Annotated in this window: 16 protein-coding genes and 1 pseudogene; 14 read left to right on the top strand and 3 right to left on the bottom strand. The window is 59.3% G+C overall.

The features are described from left to right. Positions 1-5 precede the first annotated feature (5 nt). On the top strand, positions 6-776 hold the full coding sequence (locus ABXS05_RS30465; protein WP_367626487.1) for a DUF6065 family protein: 771 nt from the start codon (positions 6-8) through the stop codon (positions 774-776). Between the two features lie 9 nt (positions 777-785). Continuing rightward, complete coding sequence (locus ABXS05_RS30460) at positions 786-1,841, top strand: DUF6065 family protein (protein ID WP_367626486.1); 1,056 nt, start codon at positions 786-788, stop codon at positions 1,839-1,841. A gap of 131 nt (positions 1,842-1,972) precedes the next feature. On the opposite strand, the gene ABXS05_RS30455 is transcribed toward ABXS05_RS30460, so the two are convergent. Further along, entirely contained in the window at positions 1,973-2,587 is a 615-nt protein-coding gene (locus tag ABXS05_RS30455; protein ID WP_367626485.1) for a L,D-transpeptidase, read from the bottom strand. Between the two features lie 817 nt (positions 2,588-3,404). Here ABXS05_RS30455 and ABXS05_RS30450 point away from each other — a divergent pair. Then, a complete protein-coding gene (locus tag ABXS05_RS30450; protein ID WP_367626484.1) occupies positions 3,405-6,734 on the top strand; it encodes an autotransporter outer membrane beta-barrel domain-containing protein in 3,330 nt (1,109 codons plus the stop codon). A 331-nt stretch (positions 6,735-7,065) separates the two neighbouring features. Beyond that, the gene (locus ABXS05_RS30445; protein WP_367626483.1) at positions 7,066-7,308 is read left to right on the top strand and encodes a type II toxin-antitoxin system HicB family antitoxin; all 243 of its coding nucleotides are present in this window, start codon (positions 7,066-7,068) and stop codon (positions 7,306-7,308) included. Between the two features lie 189 nt (positions 7,309-7,497). On the opposite strand, the gene ABXS05_RS30440 is transcribed toward ABXS05_RS30445, so the two are convergent. After that, entirely contained in the window at positions 7,498-9,621 is a 2,124-nt protein-coding gene (locus ABXS05_RS30440; protein WP_367626482.1) for a sensor histidine kinase, read from the bottom strand. Positions 9,622-9,880: 259 nt separating this feature from the next. Between ABXS05_RS30440 and ABXS05_RS34895 the strand changes: the two genes are divergently transcribed. From ABXS05_RS34895 to ABXS05_RS30410, 7 genes are all read left to right on the top strand, one after another. Continuing rightward, on the top strand, positions 9,881-10,102 hold the full coding sequence (locus tag ABXS05_RS34895) for a transposase (protein ID WP_437178712.1): 222 nt from the start codon (positions 9,881-9,883) through the stop codon (positions 10,100-10,102). A gap of 46 nt (positions 10,103-10,148) precedes the next feature. After that, the gene (locus ABXS05_RS34890; protein WP_437178711.1) at positions 10,149-10,325 is read left to right on the top strand and encodes a transposase; all 177 of its coding nucleotides are present in this window, start codon (positions 10,149-10,151) and stop codon (positions 10,323-10,325) included. Positions 10,326-10,934: 609 nt separating this feature from the next. Continuing rightward, positions 10,935-11,699 (top strand): amino acid ABC transporter ATP-binding protein, encoded by a 765-nt coding sequence (locus ABXS05_RS30430; protein WP_367626481.1) that lies wholly within the window; start codon positions 10,935-10,937, stop codon positions 11,697-11,699. A gap of 2 nt (positions 11,700-11,701) precedes the next feature. Continuing rightward, the gene (locus ABXS05_RS30425; RefSeq protein ID WP_367626480.1) at positions 11,702-12,340 is read left to right on the top strand and encodes an amino acid ABC transporter permease; all 639 of its coding nucleotides are present in this window, start codon (positions 11,702-11,704) and stop codon (positions 12,338-12,340) included. Between the two features lie 32 nt (positions 12,341-12,372). Beyond that, positions 12,373-13,002, top strand: coding sequence for an amino acid ABC transporter permease (locus ABXS05_RS30420; protein ID WP_311935600.1), 630 nt, complete (start codon positions 12,373-12,375; stop codon positions 13,000-13,002). Between the two features lie 56 nt (positions 13,003-13,058). Then, entirely contained in the window at positions 13,059-13,865 is an 807-nt protein-coding gene (locus tag ABXS05_RS30415; protein ID WP_311935603.1) for an ABC transporter substrate-binding protein, read from the top strand. A 63-nt stretch (positions 13,866-13,928) separates the two neighbouring features. Beyond that, the gene (locus ABXS05_RS30410) at positions 13,929-14,663 is read left to right on the top strand and encodes an aspartate/glutamate racemase family protein (RefSeq protein ID WP_367626479.1); all 735 of its coding nucleotides are present in this window, start codon (positions 13,929-13,931) and stop codon (positions 14,661-14,663) included. Positions 14,664-14,708: 45 nt separating this feature from the next. Here the strand turns inward: ABXS05_RS30410 and ABXS05_RS30405 are convergent, their stop codons facing one another. Beyond that, a complete protein-coding gene (locus ABXS05_RS30405) occupies positions 14,709-15,695 on the bottom strand; it encodes a LysR substrate-binding domain-containing protein (protein ID WP_367626478.1) in 987 nt (328 codons plus the stop codon). 94 nt (positions 15,696-15,789) lie between these two features. Between ABXS05_RS30405 and ABXS05_RS30400 the strand changes: the two genes are divergently transcribed. The 3 genes and pseudogenes from ABXS05_RS30400 to ABXS05_RS30390 all read left to right on the top strand — a co-directional run. After that, positions 15,790-18,231: a GcvT family protein gene (locus ABXS05_RS30400; protein WP_367626477.1), complete on the top strand. Its 2,442-nt coding sequence runs from the start codon at positions 15,790-15,792 to the stop codon at positions 18,229-18,231. 33 nt (positions 18,232-18,264) lie between these two features. Then, positions 18,265-19,014, top strand: a complete 750-nt coding sequence (locus ABXS05_RS30395; protein WP_367626476.1) for an electron transfer flavoprotein subunit beta/FixA family protein — start codon at positions 18,265-18,267, stop codon at positions 19,012-19,014. 19 nt (positions 19,015-19,033) lie between these two features. Next, positions 19,034-19,420, top strand: a pseudogene (locus ABXS05_RS30390) (electron transfer flavoprotein subunit alpha/FixB family protein); the annotation flags it as partial.

Below are 19,420 nucleotides of genomic sequence, written 5' to 3'. Positions count from 1 at the left end.
TCATCATGCAGGCGCCGAAGCTCGAAGGCTTTTCAATCCATTCGAATCCCGCGCGACTCGTCGCCGCTGGCAGCGAGCGCGAATGGATGGATCGGACGAGCGATCACTATGCCTATCGCTGCACGCCCTTGGCCATTGCCAATGCAACGGGGTGGGAACTGCTCAATCCGTCGGGTTTCTCGGCGACCTGGACTGGTGGAAACGGCCGTGACGACATCATTCTACGCCCGCACGTCGCCGGGGAGAAATTGCATCAGACTGGCTTCTTCTTCGGCCACGGCATCATCAGTTTTCACCCCGGCTATCTTTTCCGCACCGATCCGGGCTGGGTCGTCTGGGTGCGCGGCTCGCCCAATCGTTTCAAGGACGGCATCCATCCGCTTGATGGCGTGGTGGAGACCAATTGGCTGCCCTTTACCTTCACCATGAACTGGCGTTTCACGCGGCCCTGCACCGTGCATTTCGAGAAGGACGAACCCTTCTGCTTCATTACGCTGATGCCCAGCGTGGCGATCGAGGATGTCCAGCCGGTCATCCGCCCGCTTGAAGAGGAGCCCGGTTTGCACAGGGAATATCTCGTGTGGGCGAGCGAACGCAGCAAATTCAGCGCGGCCAAGGATGCCGGTGATCCTTTTGCCCGGGAACAGAAATGGCAGAAGAATTATTTGACCGGCAAGTCGCCCTCGGGAAAAAGCGCCGCCGACGCGGACCACCGCGTCAAGCGGGGGCTCAACCAGCCCGTCTTCGGCTGTCCTGTGAACCACAGTGCCAAGTAAGAGTGTCGCATGAGTGACCTGGCGATCAGCGCACCGCAACTGGAATGTTTTTCCGTCACAGCAAGCCCCCCTCGCCTCGTTCCCGGCAGCGCCGAACGCGATTGGATGGACTTCACCAACCAGCGTTTTGCCTATCGCTGCACGCCCTTGACCATGGCCAATACCACCGGATGGGAGCTTTTGAATCCAACCGGCTTTTGGGCAACCTGGACGGGTCTCAACGGCAAGGATGATGTGATCCTGCGTCCGGATGATCCCAAGGCGCCTATGCATCATGTGTCCCTCGGCTTCGGGCACGGCATCATCACATTTCACCCCGGCTATCTCTTCCGCACGGCGCCCGGATGGATGACGTGGGCGCGTGGTGCGCCCAATCGCCTCAAGCACGGCATCCAGGCGCTCGACGGCTTGGTGGAAACCAGCTGGCTGCCCTTCACCTTCACCATGAACTGGAAATTCACCGAGCCGGGCACGGTCTATTTCGCCAAGGACGAGCCGTTCTGCTTCATTACGCTGGTGCCCAGCCTGCCGATCGAGAGCGTGCAGCCGGTAACTCGCCCCCTCGCGGACGAGCCCCAGCTGGAAAGGGAATACAAACTCTGGCTCAGCGAGCGCACCAAGTTCAACATCGGCCTTGCCCAGGGGGATCCGATAACCTTGGAGCAGAAATGGCAGAAGAATTACCTTGTCGGCAAGTCCCCGAGCGGGCGAACGGTTGCGGACCCTGATCACCGCACCAAGCGCAGTCTCAAGCCGCCGATTTCTGCCGACCAGCCGGACCAGCGCACCGCCTCGGCGGTGCCGAACCAGCTCGCCACCGCGTTCCAGAGCGACAGACCGGCCCCCGCTGTCGTGATGCGTCAGGCCTTCCCAAGCTTCCAGACCGCTTACGGGGAGACTCCCCCTGAGCCGCCGCAACCGCCTTCGGTCGACAATCTCCTAAGCGCTCGGCCGGAACAGCCCGCGAAACCACAGCCCAATGCAAAGCAGCCTTCTGGAACAACAACCAAAAGAAGCAAAGCGGGCAAATTACCGCCCTCCAGGAAGAAGCCCACAAAGACCTGAAAGCCGGCATGGCTACATCCATACGCACAGAGTTCGCATGTTCTGTTTCACAGATTTTCCTCGATCGAGGTTCTTGCGATGCGGTTATGGCCGTATGTGGCAGGGAAGACTTACTTCGACTTCGTGCTCCCTCAATACACCATGACCCGCGTTCCATTGGGCACGCGACTGGCCAGATCGATGATGTCGGCATTGCTCATGCGAATGCATCCGGAAGAAACCGGCATGCCGACGCTGAACGGATCGTTGGTGCCGTGTATGCGATAAAGGGTATCCGCACCATTGGCGTAGAGATAGAGCGCCCGGGCTCCCAGCGGATTTTCAGGACCGCCGCTCGTTTTCTGCACGCGCGGATCCCTGCTGCGCATGTCAGCCGGCGGATTCCAGTCTGGCCATGCGGCTTGGTGATCGACATAGACAGACCCTCGCCAGGCAAAGCCGTTACGTCCGGTTGCCACGACATAGCGAATTGCCTTGCCGTCAGGGAGGGTCAAATACAAAAGATGCCTCGGTGCATCCACGACGATCGTTCCGGGAGGCGCCTTGGTGGGGGTATCGACCACTGTCCGCACATAGGACGGGTTTGTTTTTACGTCGGGCAGGGAGGCGAGGAAACGGGCATCTCGTTGGGACATCGCCAACTGGTCAGGCGCCGATTGCCGCACCGTCGTAGTCGGGTTGGAAACACAGCCTGCCAGCACGACTCCAACAGTCATCGGTATGAAAATTCGCGTCAAAAAGACCATTTTGACCTACACCCCTCGGATAATATATGCCAACACATCCACAAAAATATATACTTACTCATTTAGGAATGTAAATACTTAATTTTGATATTTAATACATAAAATTAATTATAGATACAATTGAAAAAGAATGCATAGATTTCAATCTATTATCTATATTTGGTTATATATTTTAAAATTTATAACTATAATTTTAACTTTATCGAGCAAATCAACCCCAACGAAGTCGACGAGGCCGTCCTCGCGCGCCCTGTCCACGGAGTACCGCTATGAAATCATAGCAATACGACACCAACACAAATGAAAGCAAGAGACAGGAAGTGAAAGGAAGTGAAAATAAAATATATAATAGATTTAATTCAAAAATCATTACTCGTATTTACATTTTTAAACGTATTTAATATTCATGATTTCCCGATACATTACGGAACAGACTCGGCTGTGTGATTAAGTCAATCGCCAGCCGGATGCCTACGAGACCGGGCGCGTTAGGGGGCGGAACATGGCTGGCAATGAACAGGGCGAGAGCCTGAGGCGGATGGTGAGAAGAGAATTGATGCTTCGTCACCTCCTTCACGGGTGCAGCCCAAAAGCGCTGTTCCTGGGAAGCACGCTGCTCGCGACAGCCCTGTCAGCGACGGCAATGCCGTCCCAAGCCCTGGCACAATGCGCACCGGCACCGGATGCGCCTGTGAGTATCTCCTCGGGCAGTTGCACGGATACGGGCACGCCGGGCACTCCGACCCGATCTAGCACTGACGCCACGGACGCTGTCAGTGCCTCGGGCACCGGGATCTACACGGGGAACGTTGTCCGCTTGGAGGCGAGCGGTACCGGCGCCGGCGCCCATGCAAGCGGCGGCGGAACGATCAATTTGAGCGGCGCGCCGGGTGGCAGCGAGGGGTACGACGCCACACATGTCGATACGACCGGCGCGGGCAGTCACGGCCTCTATGCCGATGGCGGCGGCCACATCAATGCAACTGGTACGCTCGTCACCACGGGGGGCGATGGTAGCCATGGCATCTTCGCAACCGGAACCGGCAGCAATGTGAAGGTTGACTCTAACGGAGTGACGCTACCGCCGAATACCGGGCAACAAATCGTGGTCACATACGGCAACAATGCATATGCCGCCTATGCCGCCAATGGTGGCAAGATCGAGATAACCGGCATCGATGCCACGACAACCGGTATCATAACCAATGGCACGGGCAGTTCTGCCTTCGTCGCTGATTCAGGTGGCCAGATCACCCTCAACGTCGTGAGTGGATTCGTTTTCGGCGAGGATACGGCCGGCGCCTTCGTTTCGGGTGCCGGCAGCACCATCGTCACGAACGGCAGCTATATCAACACCCGCGGCAATAACAGTGCGGGGATGCTGGTTACCGATGGGGGAACGGCCACCATCCACGGCGGCGCGGTCGTGACCGGCAATTATCATGGAACGCTCATCAGCAATTCCGTGGCGCTCCTCGCCCAGGGGACCGGCAGCAAGATCACGATTGACCAGGGTGGCAGCGTAACCACCTATGGCGCGGCCAGCGCCGGCGCGGTGGCTCAGGGTGGGGCTTTTATCGATTTCAAGGGCTACGGCATTTTCACCTATGAGACCGGCTCCACCGGCGCGATTGCAGATGGGACGGATGGGAACGGAACGGCCAGCAAGGTCGCCATTACCGATGCCATCGTCAGGACGACCGGCCCGTCCAGTGCCGGTGTCCGTGCCACGGGCGGCGGTACGATGAGTGTAACCGGCGGCGAGATCACCACCGGGTACAAGGCAGGGTTCGGCACGTCCGGCGGCCATTACTTGGCAAGTGAGATTGGCAAGGAATCCAATGGCGCGGAGGCCAACGGGGCCGGCAGCACGCTCACGATCACGGACAACAAGCTCACAACCACCGGTGACGGTGCCATCGGTGTCGTTGCCAATGCCGGTGGCACTGCCACGGTTGCCGGCGGCACCATCACGACCGGTGGCGCCCCGACCGCCAATTTCACCGCCGATGGTGTCCGGGCGACCGGTCCCGGCAGCACGGTCACACTGGCGAGCAGTGCGAACGGCGGCACGGCGGTCACCACTTCGGGTGTCGACGCCATGGGCCTGCACGCGATGCAGGGCGGTGTCGTCGACGCTGCGAATACCACAGTGAACACCAGCGGAGCTGGAGCCTTCGGTGCGCTATCGGAAGGGGTGGGAAGCAATGTCAAGCTGACAGCCTCGACCGTCACCACGCAGGCCGCTTCGGGCCTTTCCGTCAACGGTGGCGGCCAGATCAACGCGACCGGCACCGCCGTGACGGCCCACGGGACCGGCTCGTCGGGCATTCTCGGCACGGGCGACGGCACGGTGACGATGACGGGCGGTTCCCTGAGCGCGACGGGTGACCTGATCACCGGAACGGCCGGCAATGTCGTCGCCAACCTGACCGGCGTCGCCCCCACGACGGGCAGCGGCATCGTGGTGCATGCCGTTGGCGGCAGCACCAGCGGCAATTTCACCAACATGGCGCTGACCGGCAACGTCGTGGGAGAGGGAGCCGCCAAGGCCAATGCGACACTGACCGGGAGCAGGCTGACCGGTGTAGCCTTGAACGCCAACACCATGACCGTCGATGGCGCCAGCACCTGGACCATGACGGCCAGTTCCACAGTCAACAACAATGCGACCAGCACCACCAACAATACAGGGCTCATCGTCTTCACGCCGCCCGCGGGCGGCGCCTACAAGACGCTGACGACCTCGAATTTCGTCGGAGGCACCGGCGGTGCAGTCGGTACGGTCGTCGTGAATACCTATCTGGGCGATGATTCCTCTCCATCCGATCAGATCGTGATCGATGGCGGCAGCGCCACGGGATCGACCGGCCTGACCATCGTCAACAATGGCGGCCCGGGCGCGGCGACCATCAAGGACGGTATCGAAGTGGTGCGGGTGGAGAATGGCGGAACGACCAACTCCGATGCCTTCCATCTCACCCGGACCGTTTCCGCGGGTGCCTATGACTACAACCTGTTCCGGGGTGGCCTCGATCCGAATACGGGCACGCCGACGGACGAGAATTGGTTCCTGCGCAATGTCGGCCTGAACGAGCCGACGCAAACCTCCCTGCCCTATGCCCAGATCCTGAGCAACTTCGCCTTTTCGACGCTGGGGACGCTGCAGCAGCGCACCGGCAACCGCATCTGGCCGAACGGCACCCCCGCGGAAACCATTTGGTGCAAGGACCCGGCCCAGAATTACAAGTGCAAGGTCAATGCCGAGCAGGCCAGCGTCTATGTCAATGGCGGCCCGGTCATCTATGGCCAGGGCGCCTGGGGGCGTATCGGAGGGCAATACTCATCCTTCAGCCCCTCGATCGGCTCGTCCTACAAGGAAAGCATTGGTTTCCTGCAGGCCGGCTATGAGGGCGCGGTATCCGAAAGCGCGGCCGGCGAGATGACGCTCGGCGGCTATGCCACCATCGGCACCTCGCGGGCCGACATCGACATTACCCGCGATCCTGTCACCGGTGCGGTGCGCAAGGGCAAGATCTCCAGTGAGGGCTACGGCATCGGCGTCAATGCGACCTGGCTCGGAGCCAATGGCTTCTACGCCGACGGCATTGGCCAGTTCACGCTTTACCAGAGCAGTCTTTCCAACAAGCGCGGCGGTGACAATCAGGGCTACTCCACCGCCCTCAGCCTCGAAATAGGCCGGCGTTTCGATCTCGGTTCGGGCTGGAGCGTGGTGCCGCAGGTGCAACTCGCCTGGACACATGTCAATTTCGACAGCTTCACCGATACGCTCGGCAACAGGGTTTCCCTCGGCGCTGGCGACAGCCTCAAGGGCCGGGCCGGCGTGCGCGTGGAGAAGCTGGACAGTTGGAAGGACGCCGACGGCAATGTCCGCCGGATGCAGCTCTATGGCATCGTCAACCTCACCAACGAGTTCCTCCGGGACACGAAGGTCGACGTTGCCGGCACCTCGGTCAAGCAGCGGGAAAAGGGCCTTTGGGGCGAGGTTGGTCTCGGCGGCACCTATGCCTGGAACGACAAGTGGAGCGTCTATGGCGAGGCAGACTATGCCACCGCCCTGTCCGGCAGTTCCGGCAACGACAACTACACGGTCAAGGGCACGGTGGGCGCACGCTATAAATGGTAGGTGGGGCTGCCCACGACAGATGACGCAATGCAGTGACTTGCGTTCGAGGCAAAATCACTTTGCGATGAAGGCAGGTTTTTTGCCTCGAATTTTGGACCTGCGGCTGAGAAATTCCGGATTGGGCAGATCTACTCAAGTCGGCAAATACACCGCCGATTCCGGAAGTGGAAACCATTGTTGCCGATTTGGAACCTGAACGCATCCATACTCAGTTGTTCGGTCACCAAGCAGGGATTGCCGCGGGAACCTGCCTCCTACAAGCCGGCTAAGGAGATTCTTGCCGGATTGCTCATTCGATCGATTGGCAATCCGGTTCGATTGGAAAGGAACCATGAGCGCTCTCAAATATGCAGTTTTGGTCGAACCAAGAGCAGCGGTTGACGGTGGTGGTTTCACCGCGATCGTCCCGGACCTGCCTGGCTGCTCGAGTAATGGCGAGACGCCGGAGGGAACGCTCGCCAAAGTGCAGGAGGCAATCAGCCTGTGGATCCAAAATGCAAAAAGCCAAGGCCAGCCTATCCCCAAAGCATCACGTCATCATATGGCGATCTGGGCTGCCCTCGAGACTGCTTAGCCAGCAGCGATAAGACGATATGCAGATTATGCAAACCAACCTGCGCCCGGCTCGGTCGCCGGATCGACCGTAATCCTCCCCAGCGGGCGAACCATCTCAACATCCGTATTACGAAGCCGGACGTCCATCGCAGACGAAAAATCCTCGCCCTTAGGATGTTGATCGCAGGCAAAATTCTCTACACGTAGCTCAGGGCTCGAGCTGAACGGGTTGGGAGTTGCGAAGTTCATGCTCTTGAGACAGGCCGGCTGACCTCTCGAGGGGTAGTGAAAGACGGAATGTCGACCCCGTAGCGTCACTGGCCGCCAGTATAAGCTCACCTCCGTTCTGCTGGGCGATCTCCCGTGAAATGTAGAGACCCAGACCAGAGCCACTCGCGCTTTTTCCGGATCCGCGATAGTATTTCATGAATATGAAATCACGATCGCCGAGTGCCACGCCGGTCCCCTGGTCGGTCACATGGACAAACGCAACGCCTTGATCGGTCGACAGCCGCACCGTCACTGGCTTTGTTAAAGCTGAATATTTTAGAGCGTTCTGGATCAGGTTTTGCACCGCAATCTCCAACAGAACGCGGTCACCCTTTACCATTGCCGCATCATCATGATCATCATGAATGAAGTTGACGCGCCTCGAGGCATTATCGTCCAGGCCCGCTTTGGCGGTATGCAATATTTCGTTGAGGTCAAATACCTCCACCTTAACAAAAGGCACCAGCCCGGTATTGAGTCTGTCACCGGCGAGGAGGTTTTCAATCAGCATGGACATTCTCTTGACGGTGCGGCCAATCTTGTCGATGCGCAGCTTTATGTTGTCGGAACCCTCAGCCACAGAAGCCATCAGATTGTCCGCGGCGACGGCTATCACGGCCAACGGGCCGCGGAACTCATGCGACACCATAGCCACAAAGTCCTGTTGCTGCGCCAAAGCGTCGTTAACGGAATCAAGGGACTGCCTGAGCTTCGCCTCGAGCAAATGACGCCGATCGATCTCCGCCTTCAGCGAAGTGTTGCTTTCCGCAAGCTCCGCAGTCCTCTCGCGAACCTTGATTGTCAGTTCTCGCTCGGCTGCTTGGGACCTGGCGATATCGCGAGCCTGTTCGGCTCGCAGGCGGCGCTCGGCAAACTGCGCGGCCACACGGTCGAAGAGCAGGATCAAGGCCAGCCCGAACGCCGCCACCAGCCCTGCCGTCCAAAAATGCTGCCTGCGCATGGGTACCAATTGCTCGAGAGAAGCAAGCGTGAACAATTGGTACGGTGTACCGGCCAGCGGCTGATGCCGCAGCAGATAAGGCCTGCCGTCGATAAGCCATTGGTCGGCATGAGTCGCACCCGCGATCGCGCGCACGTCCATGGGTTCGCCCGGCTCCTCTTCATTGTCCGGCGGCCGTACCGTGCCTGGTGGGAGAAGTGCCGCCACATTGCGAAGCATGAAGCTGTCGGACGAAGCGGTGATCACACGCCCCTGACGGTTCACGATCAGCGCAATGTGTCGTCCTGTCAGGTAGGATGCCACATTGGGCGCATCGAACTTAGCCGTGACCGAGCCTTGCGGCACGTCGTTCGCGTCGACAATACGGCTGGCCACGAAATAGGATGGTGTCTTGTTCAGCCGGGCGATGCCGAACGAAGACCCCGTACCGTCGCGCAATGCATCGATGAGATAGGACCGACCCGAGTAGATCATGCCGACGATGCTATCGGACTCGGCCCAATTGCTGGCCGTCACCGTGTCGTCCGACATGTTGTTCATATAAATGCGCGCATACCCCAGATCACTTGCCAGCGCATTCATGAAGTCGCCGACTTTGCGCACCAGGGGGTCTTGCGTGAACTGCACGGCGCGCTGTTGGCGCGTCAGGGCGGCAGCGCCGGGCGGATCCGCGCGATAGCGGACGGCGAGTTGAATCACGTCGGCTTGGCCTGCCACCATATTGGCCACGCTGACCATCTCGGTGAACAAGCGGTCCATGATGCGCGCGGTGGTGATGGTCTCGTATTGGGCGCTGGACGCCAGGCTGTCCAGATGCTCCGCCACGATCCGCTGTGACATCCACCATCCCAGGAGGGCCACCAATGCCAGCCACGCCAGCGCCAAACCCGGCGTCACTTGGCGTATGATAGGCAGCATCTGCCGCCCGTGGGCACTTTGCGGCTGTAGCACGTCGCTCACGCCGTCCCCACCAGGCAATTGTCCAAAGTAACTTCGTTTGGTTCCATATTCGTCATTCGCTACAGGATCAGACTCGATTCCGGAATCGGATTTGATCGTGTAGATCATTGTTGTTGCACCGTTTTTTCCGAAAATCGGCATCCACTCTTCGTCGCGGTGCTCTAGCTCGCAGAAGTCTCGGGCGAGGACAGTTGGTGACTTCAGCTAAGTTCATCTTGCTCATCATTGTGAGCTGCCTTTATCGAAGAGTCTGAGAATGCATTATTATAATACCTCCATCATGCGATTCGTGAAATGACTTAGAACACCTAACAAAACCGTTTGTTAACCAAACCGGCCTGAGTTTGTCGGCATGGCGAAGAAGCTTCTTCCTGATGATTTGTGAGCTGAGATCGCGTCGTTGATGCCGGCGCGGGAGACGCGCCCCAAGGGCGGCCGACCTTCGGTGGAGGCTCGGGGCATGCCCGGCGGCATCCTGTTCGTTCTCTACACGGCGATCCCCTGGGAACGCCTGCCGTTCGAGGTAGCGGGTTGCTTGGGCATGACGTGCTGGCGTCGGCTGCGGACCTGGGAGGATGCCGGGCTCTGGGACAAGATCCATCGGCACATGCTGACCGGCTGAGCCTCGCCAGACAGATCGACTGGTCACGCGCCAGTGTGGATGCTTCTTGCGTTCCCGCGAAAAGGGGGGCGACGGGACGGGGCCGAACCCGACCGACCGCGGCAAGCCGGACACCAAGCGCCACATCATGGTCAACGGTGCCGGCGTTCCTCTCGCCGTCGTCCTGACCGGAGCCAATCGCCACGACAGCATGGCCCTGACCGCCGTCGTCGATGCCGTCTGACCGGTTCGGCAGACGCAAGGTCCATGCCGACAACACCTACGACTTCGATCGTTGCCGACGCTATTTGCGGAACCGATCCATCATACCGCGCATCGCCAGACGGGGCATCGAAAGCAGCAGCCATCTCGGAAAGCTCCGTTGGGTCGTCGAACTCACTATCGCCGACGCCATCATCGCCTTCAGAGCAAGGAAGAGGTTTTGTCGAGCGCTCTAAGCATCGACACATCTGCCTGCAAGCGGACGACTATGCTCGCCCAAAATCGCCTGACTGCGACGCCCCGTTACCGAAGTCCTGAGCCCAACTGCCTGGAGAGCCCCCGGAATTCTGAAGCAATATGCATAACTTGAGGATATGCATCGGCACATTTTTTTCCTACTCCTCCACTGCTACCCCTCATGCTACAACCGTTTTAAATAGAAGTAAAAAATACCGACGGGGAAATAAAAACAATAATCTACGACAAGCATTCTCTTGAGAAAGACTACATCTCCTTTTGGTGTCGAGATATTGAATGTAAGGGAGGAATTCGATGGGATACAATGCGTATCTATTTGTTAAATTCACAGCGAGGAGCAGAAGAATTGTACTAATTCAGGAATCATAAGGCGATGAAAAAAGAGAATAACAATTCACTCATTCGCCTTGATTCCCTTAGCAAACATTATGGAACACTGACGGTCCTCGATAAAATCGACCTTGACATAAAGGCAGGCGAAGTCCTTGCGATCATAGGCCCGAGTGGTTCGGGGAAAAGCACATTGCTCCGGTGCGTCAACTACCTGGAGCGGCCGGACGGCGGCACGATCACAATTGGTCCAACAACCATCAACGCCGCACGGCCAGTCTCCCGTGAGGAATTGTCAGGCCTGCGTCGACGCGTCGGCATGGTCTTCCAGTCCTTCAACCTCTTCCCCCATATGTCGGTCCTTCGGAACGTCAGCCTTCCTCAGGAACGGGTTCTCGGCCGCAAGCGCGCCGAAGCCGACGAGCGGTCGTTGCAACTGCTCAGCCGAGTCGGACTTGCCGACAAGGCATCCCAGTTTCCAGTCCGCTGTTCGGGTGGCCAGCAACAGCGCATCGCCATTGCCCGTGCGCTCGCGCTCGAACCGGAGGTGATGCTGTTCGATGAGCCGACCTCCGCTCTTGATCCCGAACTAGGGCTCGAAGTGCTCGCAGTCATGCGCGCACTCGCGGACAGCGGCATGACGATGATTGTCGTGACGCATGAAATGGGATTTGCCGAGAACGTGTCCGATACGGTCATGATCATGGCAGACGGTCGGATCGTCGAAAAAGGCCCGTCGGCCCAAGTCATGCGTAATCCGCAGCATGAGCGGACGCAGCGATTTTTGCGCGCGGTGCATGACCGATGAGCATGGCCTATACAACGATCTTTCTCGGGGGCTTGGCCTGGACGGCAGCCCTGACCCTGGGCTCCTTCATCATCGGAGCGATATTGGGTGCGCCGCTCCTGGCGGCGCGTACGAACCGCTTGGCCTTGGTGCGCGTGCCTACCCTGATCGCCATCCAGATCATTCGGGCAATACCGCCGATACTCTGGCTGTTCATCATCTTTTTTGGTGTCGGGATGTCCTACTTTCCGATCAGTCCCTTCATAGCCGCCTTGTGCGGGCTCGGCCTGATCGCCGGCGCCAACATGGCGGAGATCTATCGCGGTGCGCTGAATGCCGTCCATACCGGCCAATGGGAGGCATGCGCTGCGCTCGACCTCGGTCGCTGGTCGACAATGAAGGACATTGTGGCTCCCCAGGCCCTGCGAGTGGCGATACCGACGACCGCCAGCTACCTCATCGGCCTCATGAAGGAAACCGCTGTCGCCTCCACCATAGGGGTGGCAGAACTCGCCTATCAGGGCAACCAGCTTTCGCAGTTGACGTATAGGGGCCTGGAGATCTTCGCGATCGTTGGGCTCTTCTACATCTTGTTGAGCCTGCCGGTGGCCTGGCTTTCGCGCAAGGCGGATGCCGCCCTTCGAAGCAAGGTGGCACGCTGATGTTTCCCACATATGACGAAATCATTTCGTGGATGCCGGATCTGCTTGCTGGCTTTTCCGTCAGCCTTCAGGTCACGGCCTTCAGCCTTCTTGTCGGGATTCCCTTCGGACTCCTGCTCGCCCTCGGCGTGATGGTCCGCAACAAGGCCCTGCGAGCCCTTTCCCTGTTTCTCGTCGAGGTGGGGCGCGGCGCACCGGCGCTGGTGCTTTTGCAGTTCATCTATTTCGGCCTGCCGGGTCTGAACTTCACGATCGAGTCATTCGCTGCGGCGATCATCGCCCTGGCCTGGAACACCGGCGCCTATACGAGCGAGATCATGCGGGCCAGCCTGTTGTCCATACCGCAGGGGCAGCGTGAAGCTTCAGAGGCGCTTTGCTTCACCCGAATAGACGAACTGCGCTTCATCCTGCTGCCTCAAAGTTTGCGAGTCGCTCTGCCGGCCCTATTGGGATTTTCGATCCTGATCTTCCAGGGTACGTCACTCTGCTTCGCAATCGCTCTGCCGGAACTGGTCAGCAGCGCCTATGAGATCGGCTCGACCACATTCCGATACTTTCCAGCTCTTCTGTGCGCTGGTGCCCTCTACGCCTGCGTATCGATACCAGCCGCCCTCTTCGTGAGTCATGTCGAGAGGCGGGCGGGCCTCTATGCCCAACGTTAACCCGCATTGAAAGGAAGCCCAGCGTGCCTTCAAATAAATCAAAGGCTTATACTATCTTGGCAGCCGCTGCCGGCTTGGCCGCCTGCGTGCAGCTGGCGTCGGCGCAAGATTGCACGCCCAAGCACAAGTTCACCACCATCGCACCTGGAACCTTGACCGTCGCCGTGACAACCTACGCGCCGCATTCGTTCATGGATCAGACTGGCACGATGAAAGGTATCGATGGAGACATCGCTGCCGATTTCGCCAAGCGAGAATGTCTGACGGTGAAAGCCGTGGCTGTCGATCCCGCCGCAGCGATCCAGTACATCCTCTCAGGCCAGGCCGACATCACGACCGGCGATTGGTATCGCACCGCGGAGCGAGCAAAGGTCATGAGCCTGTCCGCGCCCCTCTATACGGACCAGATGGCGATCTATTCGAAGGAAGGCTTCAAGCAGGTCGCAGATCTGCAAGGCAAGAAGGTCGGCACCGTCCAGGGCTATCTCTGGGTCGCCGACCTGAAGACCATGCTGGGCTCGTCGCTGAAGCTTTATCCCAACTCGGTCAACATGCAGCAGGATTTGTTCGCGGGCCGTATCCAGGTTGCCGTCGACGGCTATTCCACCGGCGTCGTCGCCGCGCAGAAAGGTGCCTTGAAGGACGTCAAGGTCGAGATCGCGGCACCCGATGATCGCGTGAAAGCCACGAAGGAAGCCGCTCAGGCCGCCTTCCCCTACTCCATGAAGGCGACTGACCTTGGCCAGGCCCTGGATGCCGATATCGCGGCGATGCATCAGGACGGCACCATCGTCAAGATCCTGAAGTCCTACGGTCTCGACGGTACCGCAGCCGATACCGGCGATCCGCGCCTGGTTCAATAGCCGGGCCAGGGGAGCAGAACTATTTTCTGCTCCCCCTTTTTTGATGACACTGAGACAATAACGATGAGTGTGTACAAGGTTCGGCGCAAGTCCCAGTCCTGGTACGGCGAGCAGATCGGCATTCTCATACTGGATGCCGCTTATCCCTGCATTCCCGGCAATGTCGGCAACGCAACCACCTATGACTATCCCGTACGGTTCCAGGAGGTGCGTGGCGCTTCCATCGAACGGCTGCTGAACCAGCGCGATCCGGCTCTGGAGGAAGCTTTCGTGGAAGCGGCGGTCGAATTGAGGGACAGAGGTGTCCGGGCCATCACCGGTGCCTGCGGGTTCATGGCTTACTTCCAGGAGGAGGTGGCGGCAGCGGTCGACATTCCCGTCTTCCTGTCCAGCCTCATGCAGATACCCTTCATGCATGCGCTTTGCGGCGGCAGTGTCGGTATCATCACGGCCGACGCCTCGCGGCTTACGCAACGGCATTTTTCAGCCTGCTCGGTGCCCGGTGACATTCCCCTGGCGATCGCCGGCATGGAGGGCGAGACGGAATTTCGGGGAGCGATTCTCGAAGAAAAGGGTACGCTGGATTCTGACGAAATCGAACGCGAGGTGACCGAGGTCGCCAGCAAATTGGTAGAGCAACATCCCCAGGTGCGTTCCATCCTCTTGGAATGCAGTGATCTGCCGCCTTATGCGCATGCCGTACAGGCAGCTACCGGACGGCCGGTTTTCGACTTCATCACGATGATCAACTATGTCCAGCAAAGCCTTGTTCGTCGTTCGTATGCCGGCAACATGTAAGGTTCGGAACCCCGACCATAGGCACCATCCAGCGCCGACGGACCACTATCTCTTTCCCTCGGGCGGAACTGAGGGGGGTGCGCTCTGTGCATTCGCGGATGTTCCGCCGATCATGCGAATGGGTGCGTCCGCGTTCTGCTGGAGCAGCCAGTCCCGAAACAGCATGGCCGCTGGTTTGGCGGGACGTTGTGTCGGCATGATGAGATAGATCGCCTGCCCCGAACGATGCACGGCATCGATCGGGTAGACCAGACGTGCCGCCTCGACATGGTCATGGACGAGATGCTTCCAGCCGAGCGCTATGCCTTGGCCAAGGACCGCGGCTTCGATCGATCCAAGGGCATCGGTAAAAACGAAATCCTGGCGAAGACGCGGCAGGGGCACGCCCTGACGTGTGAGCCATTCCCGCCATCCCAAGCGCGTACGATGCCGCTCCTCGAAATGCAGAAGCGGGTGGCTCAGTAGATCAGCGGGCGTATCGATGGCGCCATGATCCCGCAAATACTCCGCATTGCAGACCGGCGCGACTTCCTCGGTCACGAAATGCCATGCCTCCAGCCCCGGCCACTTGCCGTTGCCCAGCCTCGCAGAAATATCGATGTCCTCTTCGTTGAGGTCCTGGTCGTCGCGGCTGCTTTCCTCGATACGCAGGACAATGTCCGGATGCCGGGACTTGAAATCCTTCAGGCGCGGCAAAAGCCATAGCTGCACGAAGGAAGCGGAAAACGACACTCTGACCGTGTCGTTCGAATGCCTGGTTCTCAGCGACGTCAGCACCATGTGCAGATGATCGAAGGCCTGCTGCGTTTCCTTGTAGAATCTGTGTCCTTCAGCGGTGAGTTCCAGGCGCGCATTTTCACGTCTGAACAGTTTCAGACCGGTCGCCTCTTCCAGAAGTTTAATCGTCTTGCTGACCGCTGGCTGCGATACGTTCAGTTCCTGGGCGGCGGCTGTGAAACTTCTTCGCCGCGCCGCAGCTTCAAAGACGAACAGGTAATTCGCGGAGGGGACCAGGGATCGCAGTCTATGCATGAATTGAAGTTATGCTTTGGTGCATTTTTTTGCAACGTCACAAACGGCGGATGGCTTTGTAGTCTCACATGAAATCTTATTGGGATCGGTATTCATGCAGACTCATGCTCGAGCGGTCGTTATCGGTGGCGGCTGCGTTGGCGCGGCCATTTTATATGGCCTGACCAAGCGAGGTTGGACCGATGTAGCGCTGCTGGAACGCACGCAGTTGACCGCTGGCTCGACCTGGCATGCCGCCGGGCTTATTCCTTCCTATGCCCGCAGCATCAATATCGGGCGTATGATCGCCAAGACGATTGAAATTTACGAGCAGTTGGAAGCCGAAACAGGGCAGCAAGTCGGCTGGCACAAATGCGGTCAGCTCCGGGTCGCCAATACGCGTGATCGCCTCGACGAATACAAGAGCTACATGAGTGTAGCTGAGGTCCAGGGGATCCGGGCGGAGTTGGTAACTCCACAGGAAATCAAGGCGCTCTGGCCGCTGCTGGAGAACAATCATGAGATGCTTGGTGCACTCTATCATCCCGATGATGGGCATATTGCACCCGCCGACGTGACCCAGGCCATGGCCAAGGGCGCTCGTGACCGCGGTGCCAAGGTCCATCTCAACACCGAAGTACGCGGCTTCGAACGTCTTATGAGCGGCGAATGGAAAGTTCTGACGAACAAGGGCGAGATCGTCTGTGAACATATCATTTCCGCGACCGGCAACTATGCCCGGCAGACCGGCGCGATGCTGGGGTTGGAGATTCCGGCCATTCCGATCCTTCATCAGTACTGGATCACCGATACCGTTCCGGAGATCGCGGATCGCAAGCGGCAGGGTCTGCGGGAAATGCCGATCCTGCGCGATGAAGCCTTCGAAGGCTATCTACGAGAGGAAGGCGACGGCCTGATGTTCGGTCCCTATGAGAAGACCGAGCATCTCAAGCTCTTCGCCGAAAATGGCGTTCCGGAGTGGTTCGGAGCTGATCTCGTCGAGGAGGATTTCGACGCGGTGGCATGGAATTGGGAGCGCGCGATGGACCTCGTTCCAGCGCTCGGGCGGGTCGGCATCAAGGCCAATGTGCGCGGCCCCTTCCAGATGACGGCCGACGAATTGCCTCTGATGGGACCTGCCTGGGGATTGGAAAATGTCTGGCTCGCTGAAGGCGTGCCGGGAGGTATCCTCTGGGGCGGGGCGATCGGCTACTACCTCTCCGAGCGGATCGTCGAGGGCGGGAACAGCCTGGATACGTCCGAACTAGATCCGCGCAGATTCGGCGACTATGCCAACAAGGAGTGGACACGCCGCAAGGTCCGCGAGAGCTGGGGCACGCATGCCGAGCAGCATTATCCTGGGCAGGACATGCCCGCCGCCCGTCCGCAGAAGACTGCTCCCTCCTATGACATTCTCACCGGGCGGGGCGCCGTCTGGGGCGTCTTGAATGGCTGGGAAATGCCGAACTGGTTCGCGCCGGCGGGGATAGAGGCCCAAGATCAGTACAGCTGGCGCTGGACCGAGAAGGGACAATATGTCGGCGAAGAGGTTCATGCCGTCCGCAATGGCGTTGGCCTTGTCGAGATGACGCCGATGACAAAGTTCGAGGTGTCCGGTCCCGCCGCCGAAACATGGCTCGACGGCATTCTGGCCAATCGCCTGCCCAAGACAGGACGAGTCAATCTTAGCCATCATCTGACGCGGTCGGGCGGAGTGCAGGCCGAGTACGTCGTCGCGCGGCTTGCCGACGATGTGTTCTACCTGGTTTCGACGCCTAGGGCCGAGCGCTGGAATTTCGATGACCTGTCCCGGCTCTTGCCCAAGGACGGCGGCGTGCAACTGCGGAATGTAACCAACGAGCGCGGTTGTTTCACGATCGTCGGGCCGAAAGCACGCGATGTGCTTCAGGAACTCACCGAGATCGATCTTACCAACGAGGCCTTTGCCTGGTTCAGCGTCAGGTCCGGCACGGTCGGCCTTGCAAGCGACGTTCGCCTGCTGCGCGTCAATTACGAAGGTGAGCTTGGCTGGGAACTTTATCATCCGCTCTGCTACCAACGCCACCTTCTTGAGGCTTTGTTGAAGGCGGGCGAGCCGCATGGCTTGCGACTGGTTGGCCTGCACGCGCTTGAATCGCTGCGGCTGGAGAAATCCTATCGCGCCATGTATCGCGATATGAACCCAGAATTGACAGCGTGGGAAAGCAACCTGGATCGGTTCATCCGGCTCGACAAGGCGGATTTCATCGGTCGGGACGCGCTCATCCGCCAGAAAGAACAGGGAATTCGCCAGCGTTCCGTTACGATTTCCATCGACACCGATGGAGCAAGCTCTCTCATCTACGAAGGCGTCTATCACGACGGCAAGCTTGTCGGTCGCATCACGTCCGGTGGTTATTCCTACACCCTCGGGCACGACATAGCCTTTGCACTGCTGCCGGTGGAACTGGCTGATCCAGGTACCAAGCTCGAAGTACCAATCCTCGGCGATATGCGCAGAGCGCAGGTGATTTCAGAGTCCCCCTACGATCCTCAAGGCTTTCGCAGCCGCATGTAACGTTGCCCAATGCAAACTCAGGGAAACGAAAAAATGAAAGTGCTCGTGCCCGTGAAGCGGGTGGTCGATTACAATGTGAAGATCCGCGTCAAGGCCGATGGTTCGGGTGTCGATCTCAACAATGTCAAGATGTCGATGAACCCCTTCGACGAGATCGGCGTGGAGGAAGCGCTGCGTCTGAAGGAAGCCGGCAAGGCGAGCGAAGTGGTGGTGGTGTCGATCGGTCCGGCCCAGGCGGCCGAGACGCTGCGCTCGGGTCTGGCCATGGGCGCCGACCGCGGCATCCTGGTCAAGACCGACGCCACCGTCGAGCCTCTGGCGGTGGCCAAGCTCCTGAAGGCGGTGATCGGTAACGAGAACCCGGGCCTGGTCATCCTCGGCAAGCAGGCCATCGACGACGACATGAACGCCACCGGCCAGATGCTGGCGGCGCTGCTGGGCTGGCCGCAGGGCACCTTTGCCTCCAAGCTCGAGGTCGGCGGCGACAAGATCGACGTTGTCAGAGAGGTCGATGGCGGCCTGCAGACGGTTGCGCTCAACCTGCCGGCGATCATCACCACGGATCTGCGCCTCAACGAGCCGCGCTATGCTTCGCTGCCCAACATCATGAAGGCCAAGAAGAAGCCGATCGACGAGACCAGCCCGGAGGCGCTGGGCGTCGAAATCGCGCCGCGCCTGACCGTGGTGAAGACGGTGGAGCCGCCGGCGCGCCAGGCCGGCAAGAAGGTCGCCTCGGTGGCCGAGCTGGTCGACAAGCTCAAGAACGAAGCCGGCGTCATCTGAGCGCAGGAGGATTGATATCATGACCACTCTTCTCATCGCCGAGATCGACGCCACCGGCCTCAAGGACGTCACCAACCGTGCCCTCACCGCCGCCAAGGAACTCGGTGGCCCGGTGCATGTGCTGGTGGCCGGTGCCAACGCCCAGGCTGCCGCCGAACAGGCCGCCAAGCTGCAGGGCGTCGAAAAGGTCCTGGTGGCCGATGCCGCCTATGAGCATCGCCTGGCCGAGCCGACGGCGGCCCTGATCGTCAGCCTGGCCGGCGGCTATGACGCCATCGTGGCGCCCTCGACGGCGGCCTGGAAGAACGTGCTGCCGCGCGTTGCCGCCTTGCTCGACGTCATGCAGATCTCCGACATCGTCAAGGTCGTCTCGTCCGATACGTTCGAGCGGCCGATCTATGCCGGC

Origin of the sequence: Labrys neptuniae (genome assembly GCF_040797145.1) — a bacterium.
Taxonomy (GTDB): Bacteria; Pseudomonadota; Alphaproteobacteria; order Rhizobiales; family Labraceae; genus Labrys; species Labrys neptuniae.
Note: the sequence above shows the minus strand (reverse complement) of the source record. Positions and strands in the feature narration are given on the sequence as shown.

Excerpts from the sequence above, each read along its gene's own strand:
- ABXS05_RS30465 (WP_367626487.1), top strand. The coding sequence starts at position 6 with ATGCAGGCGCCGAAGCTCGAAGGCTTTTCAATCCATTCGAATCCCGCG.
- ABXS05_RS30460 (WP_367626486.1), top strand. The coding sequence starts at position 786 with ATGAGTGACCTGGCGATCAGCGCACCGCAACTGGAATGTTTTTCCGTC.
- ABXS05_RS30455 (WP_367626485.1), bottom strand. The coding sequence starts at position 2,587 with ATGGTCTTTTTGACGCGAATTTTCATACCGATGACTGTTGGAGTCGTG.
- ABXS05_RS30445 (WP_367626483.1), top strand. The coding sequence starts at position 7,066 with ATGAGCGCTCTCAAATATGCAGTTTTGGTCGAACCAAGAGCAGCGGTT.
- ABXS05_RS30440 (WP_367626482.1), bottom strand. The coding sequence starts at position 9,621 with ATGCCGATTTTCGGAAAAAACGGTGCAACAACAATGATCTACACGATC.
- ABXS05_RS30430 (WP_367626481.1), top strand. The coding sequence starts at position 10,935 with ATGAAAAAAGAGAATAACAATTCACTCATTCGCCTTGATTCCCTTAGC.
- ABXS05_RS30425 (WP_367626480.1), top strand. The coding sequence starts at position 11,702 with ATGGCCTATACAACGATCTTTCTCGGGGGCTTGGCCTGGACGGCAGCC.
- ABXS05_RS30420 (WP_311935600.1), top strand. The coding sequence starts at position 12,373 with ATGCCGGATCTGCTTGCTGGCTTTTCCGTCAGCCTTCAGGTCACGGCC.
- ABXS05_RS30410 (WP_367626479.1), top strand. The coding sequence starts at position 13,929 with ATGAGTGTGTACAAGGTTCGGCGCAAGTCCCAGTCCTGGTACGGCGAG.
- ABXS05_RS30405 (WP_367626478.1), bottom strand. The coding sequence starts at position 15,695 with ATGCATAGACTGCGATCCCTGGTCCCCTCCGCGAATTACCTGTTCGTC.
- ABXS05_RS30400 (WP_367626477.1), top strand. The coding sequence starts at position 15,790 with ATGCAGACTCATGCTCGAGCGGTCGTTATCGGTGGCGGCTGCGTTGGC.
- ABXS05_RS30395 (WP_367626476.1), top strand. The coding sequence starts at position 18,265 with ATGAAAGTGCTCGTGCCCGTGAAGCGGGTGGTCGATTACAATGTGAAG.